The sequence below is a fragment of the Kitasatospora sp. NPDC001309 genome (genome assembly GCF_042896295.1).
GTDB lineage: Bacteria > Actinomycetota > Actinomycetes > Streptomycetales > Streptomycetaceae > Kitasatospora.
In genome coordinates this window covers 118,438-132,038 of sequence record NZ_JBIAXC010000007.1, presented here as the reverse complement: position 1 = coordinate 132,038, position 13,601 = coordinate 118,438, and the positions used below count along the sequence as shown (strand labels likewise).

The 13,601-nt window shown below is 74.9% G+C and carries 11 protein-coding genes; 8 read left to right on the top strand and 3 right to left on the bottom strand.

Going from position 1 to position 13,601, the window contains the following annotated elements:
• Nucleotides 1-126 precede the first annotated feature (126 nt).
• The 3 genes from ACFY2K_RS09865 to ACFY2K_RS09855 all read left to right on the top strand — a co-directional run bounded on the left by ACFY2K_RS09865 (nucleotide 127) and on the right by ACFY2K_RS09855 (nucleotide 3,613).
• Nucleotides 127-1,470: a hemolysin family protein gene (locus tag ACFY2K_RS09865; protein WP_375883919.1), complete on the top strand. Its 1,344-nt coding sequence runs from the start codon at nucleotides 127-129 to the stop codon at nucleotides 1,468-1,470.
• Nucleotides 1,467-2,513 (top strand): hemolysin family protein, encoded by a 1,047-nt coding sequence (locus tag ACFY2K_RS09860; RefSeq protein ID WP_375883921.1) that lies wholly within the window; start codon nucleotides 1,467-1,469, stop codon nucleotides 2,511-2,513. Before ACFY2K_RS09865 ends, ACFY2K_RS09860 begins: the two co-directional genes overlap by 4 nt.
• 113 nt (nucleotides 2,514-2,626) lie before the next feature.
• Nucleotides 2,627-3,613 carry an NAD-dependent epimerase/dehydratase family protein gene (locus ACFY2K_RS09855; RefSeq protein ID WP_380639252.1) on the top strand — a complete coding sequence of 329 codons (987 nt, stop codon included), beginning with the start codon at nucleotides 2,627-2,629 and terminating at the stop codon, nucleotides 3,611-3,613.
• A gap of 22 nt (nucleotides 3,614-3,635) precedes the next feature.
• On the opposite strand, the gene ACFY2K_RS09850 is transcribed toward ACFY2K_RS09855, so the two are convergent.
• Together ACFY2K_RS09850 and ACFY2K_RS09845 are read right to left on the bottom strand one after the other, a co-directional pair.
• Entirely contained in the window at nucleotides 3,636-5,717 is a 2,082-nt protein-coding gene (locus ACFY2K_RS09850; protein ID WP_387710690.1) for an AAA family ATPase, read from the bottom strand.
• A gap of 388 nt (nucleotides 5,718-6,105) precedes the next feature.
• Entirely contained in the window at nucleotides 6,106-6,762 is a 657-nt protein-coding gene (locus tag ACFY2K_RS09845; RefSeq protein ID WP_375883927.1) for a uridine kinase, read from the bottom strand.
• A gap of 211 nt (nucleotides 6,763-6,973) precedes the next feature.
• Here ACFY2K_RS09845 and ACFY2K_RS09840 point away from each other — a divergent pair, with 211 nt between their 5' ends.
• Complete coding sequence (locus tag ACFY2K_RS09840; protein ID WP_380521388.1) at nucleotides 6,974-8,137, top strand: acyl-CoA dehydrogenase family protein; 1,164 nt, start codon at nucleotides 6,974-6,976, stop codon at nucleotides 8,135-8,137.
• 153 nt (nucleotides 8,138-8,290) lie between these two features.
• Here the strand turns inward: ACFY2K_RS09840 and ACFY2K_RS09835 are convergent, their stop codons facing one another.
• Nucleotides 8,291-8,791, bottom strand: a complete 501-nt coding sequence (locus ACFY2K_RS09835) for a hypothetical protein (RefSeq protein ID WP_387710553.1) — start codon at nucleotides 8,789-8,791, stop codon at nucleotides 8,291-8,293.
• Between the two features lie 232 nt (nucleotides 8,792-9,023).
• Here ACFY2K_RS09835 and ACFY2K_RS09830 point away from each other — a divergent pair, with 232 nt between their 5' ends.
• The 4 genes from ACFY2K_RS09830 (at nucleotide 9,024) to lnt (ending at nucleotide 13,553) form a co-directional block, all read left to right on the top strand.
• Nucleotides 9,024-9,464: an Lrp/AsnC family transcriptional regulator gene (locus ACFY2K_RS09830; RefSeq protein WP_218200145.1), complete on the top strand. Its 441-nt coding sequence runs from the start codon at nucleotides 9,024-9,026 to the stop codon at nucleotides 9,462-9,464.
• 31 nt (nucleotides 9,465-9,495) lie between these two features.
• Complete coding sequence (locus ACFY2K_RS09825; protein WP_387710551.1) at nucleotides 9,496-11,103, top strand: amidohydrolase; 1,608 nt, start codon at nucleotides 9,496-9,498, stop codon at nucleotides 11,101-11,103.
• Nucleotides 11,104-11,507: 404 nt separating this feature from the next.
• Nucleotides 11,508-11,780 carry a hypothetical protein gene (locus ACFY2K_RS09820; protein WP_387710549.1) on the top strand — a complete coding sequence of 91 codons (273 nt, stop codon included), beginning with the start codon at nucleotides 11,508-11,510 and terminating at the stop codon, nucleotides 11,778-11,780.
• A 120-nt stretch (nucleotides 11,781-11,900) separates the two neighbouring features.
• Nucleotides 11,901-13,553 carry an apolipoprotein N-acyltransferase gene (gene lnt / locus ACFY2K_RS09815; protein ID WP_387710547.1) on the top strand — a complete coding sequence of 551 codons (1,653 nt, stop codon included), beginning with the start codon at nucleotides 11,901-11,903 and terminating at the stop codon, nucleotides 13,551-13,553.
• Nucleotides 13,554-13,601: the final 48 nt, after the last annotated feature.

Genomic DNA, 13,601 nt, shown 5'->3' with positions numbered 1-13,601 from the left:
CTTCATCCTGCCCCCGGCACGACCTGTACCGCACCGACCAGAGGAGTGACACTCCCCCTCGATGGACGATCCGTCCGGTAGTACCTGCGCCGCCTCGCTTCCGACCTCCGGAAGGCAGGCGGCACTGTGATCACCGCCTGGCTGCTGTTGCTCGCGGCCCTGCTCCTGATCCTCGCCAACGGCCTCTTCGTGGCCGCCGAGTTCGCCTTCGTGACCGCCGACCGCGGCGCGGTGGAACGTTCCGCCGAAGCCGGCGACGTCAAGTCCCGCCGGGTCTCCCGGGCCCTGCGGCACCTGTCCTTCGAACTCTCCGGCGCCCAGCTGGGCATCACCGTCACCTCGCTGGTGGTCGGCATGCTCGCCGAGCCGGCGCTGTCGACCCTGCTCTCGCCCGTGATGTCGGGCATCGGGGTGCCGGACTCGGCCGCCCGCGGTGTCGCCGTGGTGGTCGGCATGGTGCTGGCCACCGTCGTGCAGATGGTGATCGGCGAGCTGGTCCCCAAGAACTGGGCGATCTCCCGCCCGCTCCAGGTGGCCCGCGCGGTCGCCGCCCCGCACATGGCCTTCTCCTTCGCCTGCCGCCCGCTGATCAGCTTCCTGAACGGCGCCGCGGACCGCACCGTCCGGGCCTTCGGCATCGAGCCGCAGGAGGAGCTGGAGCACGCCCGCACCCCGGCCGAGCTGGTCTCGCTGGCCCGGCACTCGGCCAAGGCCGGCGCCATAGACGAGGAGTCGGCGACCCTGTTCGTCCGCACCCTCGGCCTCGGCGAGCTCACCGCCGAGTCCGTGATGACCCCGCGGATCGACGTCGCCGCCCTCCAGCGCGACGCCACCGCCTCCGACGTCATCAACCTGACCCGGGCCACCGGCCTGTCCCGCTTCCCCGTCTACACCGACACCGTGGACGAGATCACCGGCATCGTGACGCTCAAGGACGCCCTCGCCGTCCCGGCCGCCCGCCGCGGCCTGGTCCGGGTCGCCGAGCTGGCCTCGCCGCCGCTGCTGGTGCCCGAGACCCTGCCCGCCGAGCGGCTGCTGGACCAGCTGCGCCGCCTCCAGCCGATGGCCATCGTGGTCGACGAGTACGGCGGCACCGCCGGGGTCGTCACCGTCGAGGACATCGTCGAGGAGATCGTCGGCGAGGTGCAGGACGAGCACGACCCGGAGGACCACCCCGACCTGCTCCAGCTGCCGGCCGTCGACGGCCTGCCCGTCTGGGAGGCGGACGGCCGCGCCCGGCTCGACCAGCTGGAGGCGATCGGCCTGAACGCCCCGGACGGCCCGTACGAGACCCTGGCGGGCCTGGTCTCCGACCTGCTCGGCAAGCTCCCCGAGGTGGGTGAGCAGGCCGAACTGCCCGGCTGGCGGTTCACCGTGACCGGTGTCGACCGGCACCGCACCAGCCAGGTCCGGGTGGAGCGCACCAGCGCGCCCGGCCGGTTCGGCGAGAACGGGGAGGGCGTCCGATGACCGTGCTCCAACTCGCCGTCGCCGTCGTGCTCCTGCTCGGCAACGCGTTCTTCGTCGGCGCGGAGTTCGCCGTCGTCTCGGTGCGCCGCAGCCAGATCGAGCCGCTCGCCGAGGCCGGGCACAAGCGCGCCCGGACGGTGCTGCACGCGCTGTCCAACGTCTCCGCGATGCTGGCCGCCGCCCAACTCGGCATCACCGTCTGCTCGCTGGGCCTCGGTGCGCTCGCCGAACCGACCATCGCCTCCCTGCTGGAGGGCCCGTTCCACGCGATCGGCGTCCCGTCCGGCCTGATGCACCCGCTCTCGTACGGGATCTCGCTGGCCCTCGTGGTCTTCCTGCACATGGTGATCGGCGAGATGGTGCCGAAGAACATGGCGATGGCCGGCCCGGAGCGGGCCGCGCTGCTGCTCGGCCCGCCGCTGGACCGGCTGGCCCGCTGGCTCGCCCCGGTGATCCGGGCGCTCAACGCCTGCGCCAACGGCGTGCTGCGGCTGTTCCGGGTGGAGGCCAAGGACGAGGTCGAGTCGGTGTTCACCACCGAGCAGCTGATGTACCTGCTGGTCGACTCCCGGGACGCCGGCCTGCTCGACGAGGACCGCCAGGAACGCCTGGAGGACGCCCTGGAGCTGGGCCGCCGCCCGGTCACCGACGTCCTGCTGCGGCCCGAGCAGCTGGTCACCGTGGACCCGAAGGCGACCGCCGCCGAGGTCGAGGAGCTCGCCCTGCGCACCGGCTTCTCGCGCTTCCCGGTCACCGACGGGGACCCGGCCGGCCACGGCTACCTGGGCTACCTCCACCTCAAGGACATCCTCGACGTGGACGACCCGTCGGCGCCCGTCCCGGCCCGGCTGTGGCGGCCGATCACGGTGCTGCGCGGCAGCCTCCCGCTGGACGACGCCCTCGGCGCGATGCGCCGGGCCACCTGCCACCTGGCCGCCGTGCTGGACCAGGACGGCCGCACGGTCGGCGTGGTGATGCTGGAGGACGTCCTTGAGGAGCTGGTCGGCGAGATGCACGACCCGGACCACCGCACGACCGCCTAGCCTCGGGAAGCACCCGAAGGCCCCCCATCCGGCGACGCCTGTCCGCCGAGGGCGAATCTGCCCACAGCAGCAACGGTTCCCCTGCCGGCCACCCTCGGAGGAGGGTGGTCGGCATGAGACTCCTGCTGCTGGGTGGAACGAAGTTCGTCGGACGGGCCGTCGCCGAGGAGGCGCTGGCCAGGGGCTGGGAGGTGACGGCCCTCAACCGCGGCACGCAGCCCGCGCCCGAGGGCGTCCGGGTGCTGCGGGGCGACCGCACCGCCGAGGACGGCCTCGCCGCGCTCGGCACGGGGGAGTGGGACGCGGTGGTGGACACCTGGTCCTGGGCCCCGGCGGCGGTGCGCGACAGCGCCCGGCGGCTGAACGGCCGGGTCGGCCACTACGCGTACGTCTCCAGCCGCTCGGTGTACGACCACCCGCTGCGCGCCGGGGCCGACGAGAGCGCACCGGTGGTCGACTCAGCCCCGGACCTCACCGGTGAGGTGGGCTACGCGGAGGCCAAGCGCGGCGCCGAACTGGCCCTGGAGGCGGAGTACGGCGGGCGCGCCCTGCTGGTCCGCGCCGGACTGATCCTCGGCCCGTACGAGGACATCGGCCGGCTGCCCTGGTGGCTGAACCGGATCGCCCGGGGCGGCCCGGTGCTCGCTCCCGGCCCGCGCGAGCTGCCGCTGCAGTACATCGACGGCCGCGACCTCGCCGCCTGGACCCTGGACGCGGTGGCGGCCCGGCTGGGCGGGCCGTACAACGTGGTCAGCCCGGCCGGCCACACCACCATGGGCGGGCTGCTGGAGGCCTGCGTCGGGGCCACCGGCTCGGACGCCGAGCTGCGCTGGACCGACCCGGAGCGGATCCTGGCGGCCGGTGTGCAGCCCTGGACGGAGCTGCCGGTCTGGCTGGCGCCCGGTGAGCTCTACGACTTCCTGCACGGCGCCTCGGTCGCCCGAGCCGTCGACGCCGGGCTGCGCTGCCGCCCGGTCGCCGAGACGGTCGAGGACACCTGGGCCTGGCTGCGGTCGATCGGCGGCGAGGCCCCGCAGCGCGCCGACCGGCCGAGGGTCGGACTCGACCCGGAGCGCGAGGCGGAGCTGCTCAGGGGCTGAGGCCCGGTGGGGGAGCCGGTCGTCAGCCCCGGCCGTCGATCAGCTCCCCGTACGCCTGCACCAGGTCCGGCAGCCGCAGCGTCGCCAGGTCCTCCCGGCCCGGCGCCACGCGCAGCAGCGAGAGCCGCAGGTCCCGGTAGGCGCAGGACTTCTCGTACAGGGTGCGGATGAACCGGCCGTTGCCCAGCTCGTCGATCCAGCCCTCGCGCACCACGTGGGTGCAGATGCTGGCCAGCTCCTCGGCCGCGTCCTCGTCCCAGCCGTCGCCGTCCCGGCCGGCCAGCGCCGCGCCGATCGCGGTCAGTTCGTTCGGCCGGTAGCTGGGGAAGTCGACCCGGGTGGTGAAGCGGGAGTTGAGGCCGGGGTTGGTGGCGAGCAGCCGGTTCATCCCCTCCGGGTAGCCGGCCAGGATCACCACCAGCCGGTCCCGGTTGTCCTCGGCCCGCTTGAGCAGCACCTGGAGCGCCTCGTCGCCATAGGCGTCGCCCTTGGTGTAGCCGGAGTTGGAGAGGCTGTACGCCTCGTCGATGAACAGCACGCCGTCCAGCGCGGAGTCGATCAGCTCGTTCGCCTTGACGGCGGTCTGGCCGAGGAACTCGCCCACCAGGTCCGCGCGTTGGGCCTCCACCAGGTGGTCGCCGGAGAGCAGTCCGAGGGCGTGGAAGACCCGGCCGAGGATCCGTGCCACGGTGGTCTTGCCGGTGCCGGACGGGCCGGAGAAGACGAAGTGCCGCTTCGGCGGCTGGACCGGCAGCCCCTGCTCGGCCCGCAGCCTCGACATCCTCAACTGGGCCGAGAGCGCCCTGACTTGGCGCTTGACCGGCTCCAGGCCGACCATCAGCGAGAGTTCGGCCAGGGCCGCGTCCAACTCCCGTTCGTTGCCGGCGGTCCGGGGCGGCGGAGCGGCGGCGGTGCGGGGCTGGGCCTCGCCGCGCACCGGCAGCGGCGGTGCGGCGGGGCCGGCCGGGGCGCCCGAACCCGAGCGTTCGCCGGCCGCCTGGGGTGCGCCGCCCGCGGCGGCGGGGTCCGGTTCCGGCGCGGTGAGCGGGCCGTCCACGAGGGTCGCGTCCACCGCGGGCCCGCCGCCGACCGGGGCGCCGCCGACCGGGGCGGTGCCGGTGCCGAACTCGGCGTCGTAGAGCGGCCCTTCGGCGTAGCCGGGGTCCTCCTGGTAGCCCGTCCCACCGCCCGCCCCGGCTCCCTCCGGACCCACGCCGTCGAGGCCGCTCCCGTCCAGCCCGACGCCCTCCAGCCCGGCCCCGTCGAGGCCGCCGCCGTCCAGCCCGGCCCCGTCGAGCCCGGCCCCGTCGAGCCCGCCCCCGTCGAGCCCGACGCCGTCCGGGCCGAAGCCGTCCAGCCCGCCGGAGCGCCCGTCCGCGAGCAGCCCGTCCGCGAGCGCGTCCTCGGCCGAGATGGCCGTCAGCCGGGCCGAGGTGTCCATGAACGCCGGGTCCGCCCGGTGCACCGCCCGGTAGAGCGGCAGCGCCGCGGCGCTGCGCCCGGCCCCCTCGTAGGCCCGGGCCAGCCAGTAGCGCAGCTCCTTGCGCTGCGGCTGCTCGGAGCGGCAGCGGGCCAGTGAGGCGGCCAGCGGGGCCTGCGCCTGGGCGCACATGTCCAGCCGCACCCGGGCCATGCCGGCGAAGAGCCCGGCCTCGATGCCCAGCAGCGGGTCGTCCAGCAGCCGGTCGGTGTCCCGGATCAACTGCTCCCAGTCCTTGAGCAGGTAGGACCGGCAGGCGTACAGGAACTGCGCGGACGGGTCCTCGCTGGGGGCCGGGCACTGCTCCAACGCCCGGTCCAGCTCGGCCAGGTGGCGGCCGTCCAGCCAGTGCGAGGCGTGCGCCAGCGCGAGGTCGCGGGCGTCCTCCAGCACCGGCTGCACCCACCACCCCAGCCAGTACCAGGAGCTGAGCGGGCGGCGGTGCAGCCGCCGCTGCTCGCCGAAGCGGTTCTGGTTGCGGTACATGGCGAGCAGGGCGGCCGAGGTGTCGCTGCGCAGCGCGTGCAGGCCGAGCCAGGCGTCGGCCATGCCGGGGTCCAGCCGGACGGCCGCCCGGAACTCCTCCTCGGCCCGGGCGTAGGCACCGGCGGTGTAGGCGTCCATGGCCCGCAGCCAGGCCCGGTCGGCGGGCCGGTCCGGGCCGCCCGCCGTGCTGTCGGAACTGTCGACCGTCGTCACTCACGCCCCCCGCGGTGTGGCCCGGGGCTCGGCCGGCGGATCGCCTGTACGCAGCCGGGCCGGTGGTCGTCGAGCCCCCGGGGCGCATATGCGCCTACCGGGAATCGTACCGGCGCGGGGCTGATCCGGAAGGGTGCCGCACAGGGTCAAATGCGATCGCGCACACGGTGGTTGGGCGGCCGGATGGCCGAAAAACCGCTGACCGGGGGGCTGGGGGAGGGGACCGGACGGCGCTCCCGGCTCACGGGGGAACAAGTCGGGAGCGCCGGGTCCGAAGCGGCCGGAACGGTGGGTTCCGGCGACTGAGGAGAACCTAAGTCCTGGTGATGTCGCAGGTCAAGGGCTTAGTTGAAGGTTCACCGACGGTGCTCGGCACGATCCGCCCGGTCACCCCGTCGACCCTGGTGGCGGCGTGCGGACGGCTCGGGTCGGCGGCGAAGTGCGCCGCCTCCGCGCGGGCCCAACCCGCCCAGAACGCGGCGAGTTCCGGCCCGTCCCGCTCCTCGCCGCGCCGACGGGCCGCAGCGGCCTCCAGCTCCATCCAGATCACCCGGGCCAGCCACGGCCGCACCTCGCGGCGCCCCGCGCCGACCCCCTCCACCAGCACCACCGGGGCGAGCGGCACCCGGGCGGTGCCGGCGAAACGGCGCAGCGTCCAGTCGTACACCCGGTGCTCGGCGTCGCGGCCGGCCGCCAGCGGCTCCAGCACCTGCTCGCGCAGCCGCCCGGTCCAGTCGAAGAGCTCGGTGTGGGTGGCCAGGTCGTCGAGGTGGACCACCGGTGCGCCGCCGAGCGCTGCCGCCAGCCGCCCGGCGAAGGTCGTCTTGCCGGAGCCCGCGTGCCCGTCCACCGCGACCAGCCGCACCGGCCCGCAGGAGGGCGGCAGCGCCCGCAGCTCCCGGACCAGCCCGGTCAGCGGGTCGGCGGGAGCGGGCGGACGGGAGGAGGGGGCGGTTCCGGATGCAGCCACAACGTCAACCCTACGGTGCCGTAGCCCACCACTGCGGACAGATCATCTGTGCAGGTCGTGACGGCAGCGCGGGTTTCGGGCATACTCGCCTTCGCCACGCCTGTGAACGGCCGTTCACCGCAACCCGGTGCCGGTCGGGCCGACCTGCCACACCCGCGCCGGACCACCCGCCACCCCGGGCCGGCGCCCGATCGAGGAGGCGACCCTCGCCATGACCCCGTCCCCCGTGAAAGCCGTGGAGCGCCAGCTGCCCAGCGAAGAGGCCCGCGAGCTGCTGAGCCTCACCCGGGACCTGGTCCAGCGCGAGCTCCAGCCGCGCGCGGCGGAGGACGAGGCCGCGGACCGCTTCCCCCGGGAGGTCTTCCGCACCCTCGGCGAGGCCGGCCTGCTCTCCCTCCCCTACGACGAGAAGTACGGCGGCGGCGAGCAGCCCTACGAGGTGTACCTCCAGGTCCTGGAGGAGCTCGCCGCGGGCTGGCTGGCGGTGGGCCTCGGCGTCAGCGTGCACACCCTGTCCTGCCACGCGCTGGCCACCTTCGGCAACGACGAGCAGCGCGAGACGTGGCTGCCCGGCATGCTCTCCGGCGAACAGCTCGGCGCCTACTGCCTCTCCGAGCCGCAGTCCGGCTCCGACGCGGCGGCCCTGCGCACCCGCGCCGACCTCGACGGGGACGAGTACGTCGTCAACGGCACCAAGGCGTGGATCACCCACGGCGGCCAGGCCGACTTCTACAGCGCCCTGGTGCGCACCGGGGTGGACGGCCCCAAGGGCATCAGCTGCCTGCTCGTGCCCGGCGCCCAGCAGGGCCTGTCGGCCGCGCCGCCGGAGCACAAGATGGGCATGCGTTCCTCGCCGACCGCCCAGCTGCACTTCGACGGTGCCCGGGTGCCCCGCGAGCGGCTGGTCGGGGAGGAGGGCCAGGGCTTCCAGATCGCGCTCGCCGCGCTGGACTCCGGCCGCCTCGGCATCGCCGCCTGTGCCGTCGGCGTCGCCCAGGCCGCGCTCGACCTCGCCGTCGACTACGCCCGCACCCGGCGCCAGTTCGGCCGCCCGATCGCGGACTTCCAGGGCCTGTCCTTCATGCTCGCCGACATGGCCACCCAGATCGAGGCCGGGCGGTCGCTCTACCTCGCCGCCGCGCGGCTGCGGGACGCGGGCCGGCCGTTCTCCAAGGAGGCGGCGATGGCCAAGCTGTTCTGCACCGACGCCGCGATGCGGGTGACCACCGACGCCGTCCAGGTGCTCGGCGGCTACGGCTACACCCAGGACTTCCCGGCCGAGCGCTACATGCGCGAGGCCAAGGTGCTGCAGATCGTCGAGGGCACCAACCAGATCCAGCGCCTGGTGATCGGCCGCCACCTCACCAAGGGCTGAGCCGAGGCGGGCCCGGAGCCCGGCCCGGTGCCGAAGCCCGGCTCGGGGGCCGCGGCCTCCCCGATACGGCCCCCGGCCGTCACTCCAGGGTGCGGAGTGACGACCGGGGGCAATTCTTTGATCAGGCGTCAACTCGCCTGCTGCCGCAGGTAATCAGCGCCGCGCGAGCCGCCGGCGCTGCTCCGGGATGGTGGCGAGCGGGACGGCCGAGGCGACCGCCCGCCCGGCCTTGGCCGGGGCGGCGACACCGCCGCCCGCGCTGCGCACCGGGCGGTGCACCGGTGCGTGCGAGAACGGCTGGGTGCGCCAGTCGAGCCCGCTCGGCAGCTTGCACAGCGCCTCGAACCCGGTCGGTTCGGCGTCCTCCCGGGTCTCCGCCTCGGCCAGGTCGTCGGTCAGGGTGCCCGAGCCGGGGCAGATCGCGGGGGCGAAGGGGTTCCAGGCCGTCGGCAGCAGTGCGTGCTGCGGCAGTTGCTCCTCGTCCGCCACCAGGGCGATCGGGCGGCGGCACTCGGGGCAGTGGACCCGGAAGATGTCCCAGGTCTCGGCGTCGCCGGGGTCGGTGCCCGGCACGTGGTCGACCGCGAGGTCGTCGCGGCCGGACAGATCGTCGGTCTCGTCGAGAGCCAGCACGCGCTGGTCGGTAGCAGGCATGGAGATCCCCCTAGGATCGGGCCCGGCGTGGTCGCTCTGGGGCCACAACCAGCACTTCCCTGCGACTCGGGCTCATAACCCTGCGGACTTGCGCACCGTGATGCACCGGGTGTGTCCTTGGCCACACCGCCCGCCACATTCACCAGGCACATGCCCGTGCGACACCTGCGGTCCGACCCCGTGCAACCACCGTGCGCCCCCCGTGCTCCCCGAGCGGGTAGGTTTGCGCACCGTGGAGGATCTCGACCAACGCATCGTCCAGCTGCTCCTAGAGGACGGCCGGATGAGCTACACGGACCTGGGCAAGGCCACCGGCCTGTCCACCTCGGCGGTGCACCAGCGGGTGCGCCGCCTCGAACAGCGCGGGGTGATCCGCGGCTACACCGCGATCGTCGACCCCGACGCCGTCGACCTGGCGCTGACCGCGTTCATCTCGGTCAAGCCCTTCGACCCCAGCGCCCCGGACGACACCCCGGAGAGACTGGCCGGCCTGCCCGAGATCGAGGCCTGCCACAGCGTCGCCGGCGACGAGAACTACATCCTCAAGGTCCGGGTCGGCGCCCCGGGCGACCTGGAGGACCTGCTGGCGCGGATCCGCAGCGCCGCCGGAGTGTCCACCCGCACCACGGTGGTGCTCTCCACCCCCTACGAGGCACGACCCCCGAAGATCTGAGCGCGAACCGGCGGGGTGCAGACTTGGGCGCATGACCGAACGCACCTCCCGGACCGTCCTGCTGCGCGGCGGCGCCGTCTACAGCCCCGCCGACCCCTTCGCCACCGCGATGCTCGTGGAGGGCGGGCACATCGCCTGGGTCGGCAGCGACGGCGCCGCCGAGGCGTACGCCGCGACCGCCGACGAGATCGTCGAGCTGGACGGCGCCCTGGTCACCCCCGCCTTCGTCGACGCCCATGTGCACGCCACCTCCACCGGGCTGGCGCTCACCGGCCTCGACCTCACCGGCAGCCCCTCGCTGGCCGCCGCGCTGGCCGCCGTCACCGCCTTCGTCGAGGCGCAGCCGGAGACCGGCGGGGTGCTGATCGGCCACGGCTGGGACGAGACCGGCTGGCCCGAGGGCCGCCCGCCCACGCGCGCCGAACTCGACGCGGCCGCCCGCGGCGCGGCGCTCTACCTCTCCCGCACCGACGTCCACTCCGCGCTCGCCACCACCGCGCTGCGCACCCTCACCGAGGACCTCACCGAGCGCCCCGGCCACCACGCCGACGGCCCGCTCACCAAGGACGCCCACCACGCCGTCCGGCAGACCGCGCTGGCGCACCTCACTCCCGAGCAGCGCCGCCGCGCCCAGCGCGCCACCCTGGCCCGCGCCGCCGAACTCGGCATCGGCGCCCTGCACGAGTGCGCCGGCCCGGAGATCTCCTCCGAGGCCGACCTCGCCGCGCTGCTGGAGCTGGCCGCCGAGGGCGAGGGCCCCGAGGTCTTCGGCTACTGGGGCGAGCTGGGCGGCATCGAGACCGCCTGCCGGCTCGGCGCGGTGGGCGCCGGCGGCGACCTCTTCGTGGACGGCGCGCTCGGCTCGCACACCGCCTGCCTGCACGCCCGGTACGCCGACGCCGAGCACACCGGCACCGCCTACCTGACCGCCGAGCAGGTCGCCGACCACGTCGCCGCCTGCACCGGGGCCGGACTGCAGGCCGGTTTCCACGCGATCGGCGACGCGGCGCTCGCCGCCGTGATCGAGGGCGTGCGCACGGCCGGGGAGCGGGTCGGCGCCGACCGGGTCAAGGCGCTGCGCCACCGCGTCGAGCACGCCGAGGCCCTGGACGACAAGGCGATCGCGGCCTTCGGCGAACTCGGCCTCACCGCCTCCGTCCAGCCCGCCTTCGACGCCGCCTGGGGCGGCCCGGAGGGCATGTACGCGCAGCGCCTGGGCGCCGAGCGGGCGGCCGGCCTCAACCCGTACGCGGCCCTGCTGCGGGCCGGTGTCCCGCTGGCCTTCGGCTCGGACGCCCCGGTCACCCCGCTCGACCCCTGGGGTACCGTCCGCGCCGCGGCCTTCCACCGGACCCTGGAGCACCGGATCTCGGTCCGCGCCGCCTTCACCGCCCACACCCGCGGCGGCTGGCGCGCGATCGGCCGCGACCACGACGGCGTGCTGGTGCCCGGCGCGGTCGCCAACTACGCGCTCTGGGCCGCCGACGAGCTGGTCGTCCAGGCCCCGGACTCCCGGGTGGCGGGCTGGTCCACCGACCCGCGCTCCGGCACCCCCGGCCTGCCCGACCTCACCCCGGGCCACGAACTCCCGCTCTGCCTGCGCACGGTGGTCCGCGGCCGCACCGTGTACGAGCGGTAACACCGTGCACGAGCGGTAATTCGGGTGATCGGCGGGCGGTCGCCCTCGTAGGGTGCCGACCATGACCGAGATCGTCCCCGCCGACTTCACCGTCCCGCGCGAGCTGCTCGCCCCGGAGTTCCGCCTGGAACCCCTGGGCGAGCAGCACAACGCCTCCGACCACGCCGCCTGGACATGGGCGGGCCCGGCGAGGAGCGTCGGGTCAGCGCGCGGTGTTGGGGTGCGCACCTCGCCGCGTTGTCGTCGGTCGCCGATGCTCCGCATGGACTCCCTCCTCCGCCTTGCGATGCACGCACCCCAACACCGCGCGCTGACCCGACGCTCCTCGCCGGGCCCGCCCGCGCACCTCGCACATCCGCGCCACCCCCGGCTGGGCGGGCCGCGGCTGGCCGCCCGCCGACGGCATGCCCCTGGCGGACAACCTCGCGGACCTGCGCCGGCACGCCGCCGACTTCGAGGCCCGCCGGGGCTTCACCTACACCGTCCTGGAGCCGGACCGGGCCGAGGTGATCGGCTGCGTGTACATCTATCCGGACCGCGAGGACGCCTCCGTGGTCTCGGTCAGCTCCTGGGTCCGCGCCGACCGCGCCGAGCTGGACGCCCCGCTGTACCGCGCCGTCTCCGCCTGGCTCACCGACCACTGGCCGCTGGGGCGCTTCCACTACGCGGAGCGCTGACCCCACCACCCCCCCCGAACCGGCCCAGCACCCTGACCTCACGCGCCCGCGACGTTCCGGGGTACCTTCTTCGCACAGCGTCCGAACAGCAAGCCCCAGGAAGATGGTGCGCCGGTGGCCATGCCCGTCACCCAGGAGCGGTCCGGGACCGCTCCCGAGCAGCCGGAACCGGCCCCGACCCCCGGCCGCCTCGCCCGCGCCCTCGCCAAGGTCCGGGCCGGCCTGCCGCGCACCGGCCTCGCCGCGCTGTCCGGCCTGCTGCTCGCGTTCGCCTTCCCGCCGTACGACCTCTGGCCGCTGTCGCTGCTGGGCGTCGCCGCGCTGTCGCTGCTCTCCCGCGGCCGCACCTTCCGCCAGGGCGCCTGGACGGGCTTCGCCTTCGGCTTCCCGTTCTTCCTGATGCTGCTCAGCTGGCTGCGGGTGGTCGGCTGGGACGCGACCGTCGGCCTGTCGGTGATCGAGGCGCTGTTCCTGGCCCTGCTCGGTGGGGCGCTGGCGCTCACCTCCCGGCTGCCCGGCTGGGCGTTCTGGGCGGCCGCCCTGTGGGTCACCCAGGAGTGGGCGCGCGACCGGCTGCCGCTGGGCGGCTTCCCCTGGGGCCGACTGGCCTTCGCCAACACCGCGACGCCGTACACCCCGCTGGCCGCCCTCGGCGGCGCGCCGCTGGTGACCTTCGCCGTCGCCCTGTCCGGCACCCTGCTCGCCTGGGCCGCGCTGCGCCTGCGCGGGCCGGGCCGGGCCCCGAAGGCGGCCGCGCTGGCGGCGCTCGGCGCGGTGGCCGCGCTGCTGGCCGGCTACCTCGTCCCGGTGCCCACCGCCGCGGCCGACACCGTGAAGGTCGCCATCGTCCAGGGCAACGTGCCCAACCCGGGCATGGACTTCCTCGGCCGCCCGATGATGGTGCTCAACAACCACGCCTCGGCCACCGAGCGCCTGGCCGCCGACGTGCAGGCGGGCAAGGTCCCGCGCCCCGACGTGGTGATCTGGCCGGAGAACTCCTCCGACCTGGACCCGTTCAGCGACCCGCTGGCCCGCCAGCGCATCGACGAGGCGGTCAAGGCCGTCGGCGTGCCCACCCTGGTCGGCACCCTGGTGGACGGCCCGGACGCGCAGCACGTCCAGAACGAGGGCATCGTCTGGGACCCGGTCACCGGCCCCGGCGCCTCCTACACCAAGCAGCACCCCGTCCCGTTCGGCGAGTACGTGCCGTTCCGGGCCCAGCTGATGAAGGTGATCACCCGCCTCCAGCGGGTCGCCCGCGACTTCTACCCCGGCGACCACAACGGCGTGATGCAGCTCGGCCCGGCGCGGATCGGCGACGTGATCTGCTTCGAGGTGGCCTACGACGAGATCGTCCGGGACACGGTGGACAGCGGCGCCCGGGTCCTGGTCGTCCAGACCAACAACGCGACCTACGCCGAGACCGGCCAGCCCGAGCAGCAGCTGGCGATGAGCCGGCTGCGCGCGGTCGAGCACGGCCGGGCCGTGCTGATCGCCGCCACCAGCGGCATCAGCGCCGTGATCGCCCCGGACGGCACCGTCGAGCAGCGCACCCGGGAGCTGACCCCGGCCGAGCTGTCCGCCACCGTCCCGCTGCGCGACGGCACCACGGTCGCCGACGAGGTCGGCTCCGCCCCGGAGTGGACGCTGGCCGTCGGCGGCCTGCTGGCCTGCGCCGCCGCCCTGCTGGTCGGCCGCCGCCGGAAGGCCGTGGACGGAACGCTCCACGGAACACCGGCCGCCGCGGAATCGTTGGACCAGGTGGTGCCGTAGCCGGCCCGGACCTCCCGTGCGGCGCGCAGAGCACCGCTTGGAGTGGAT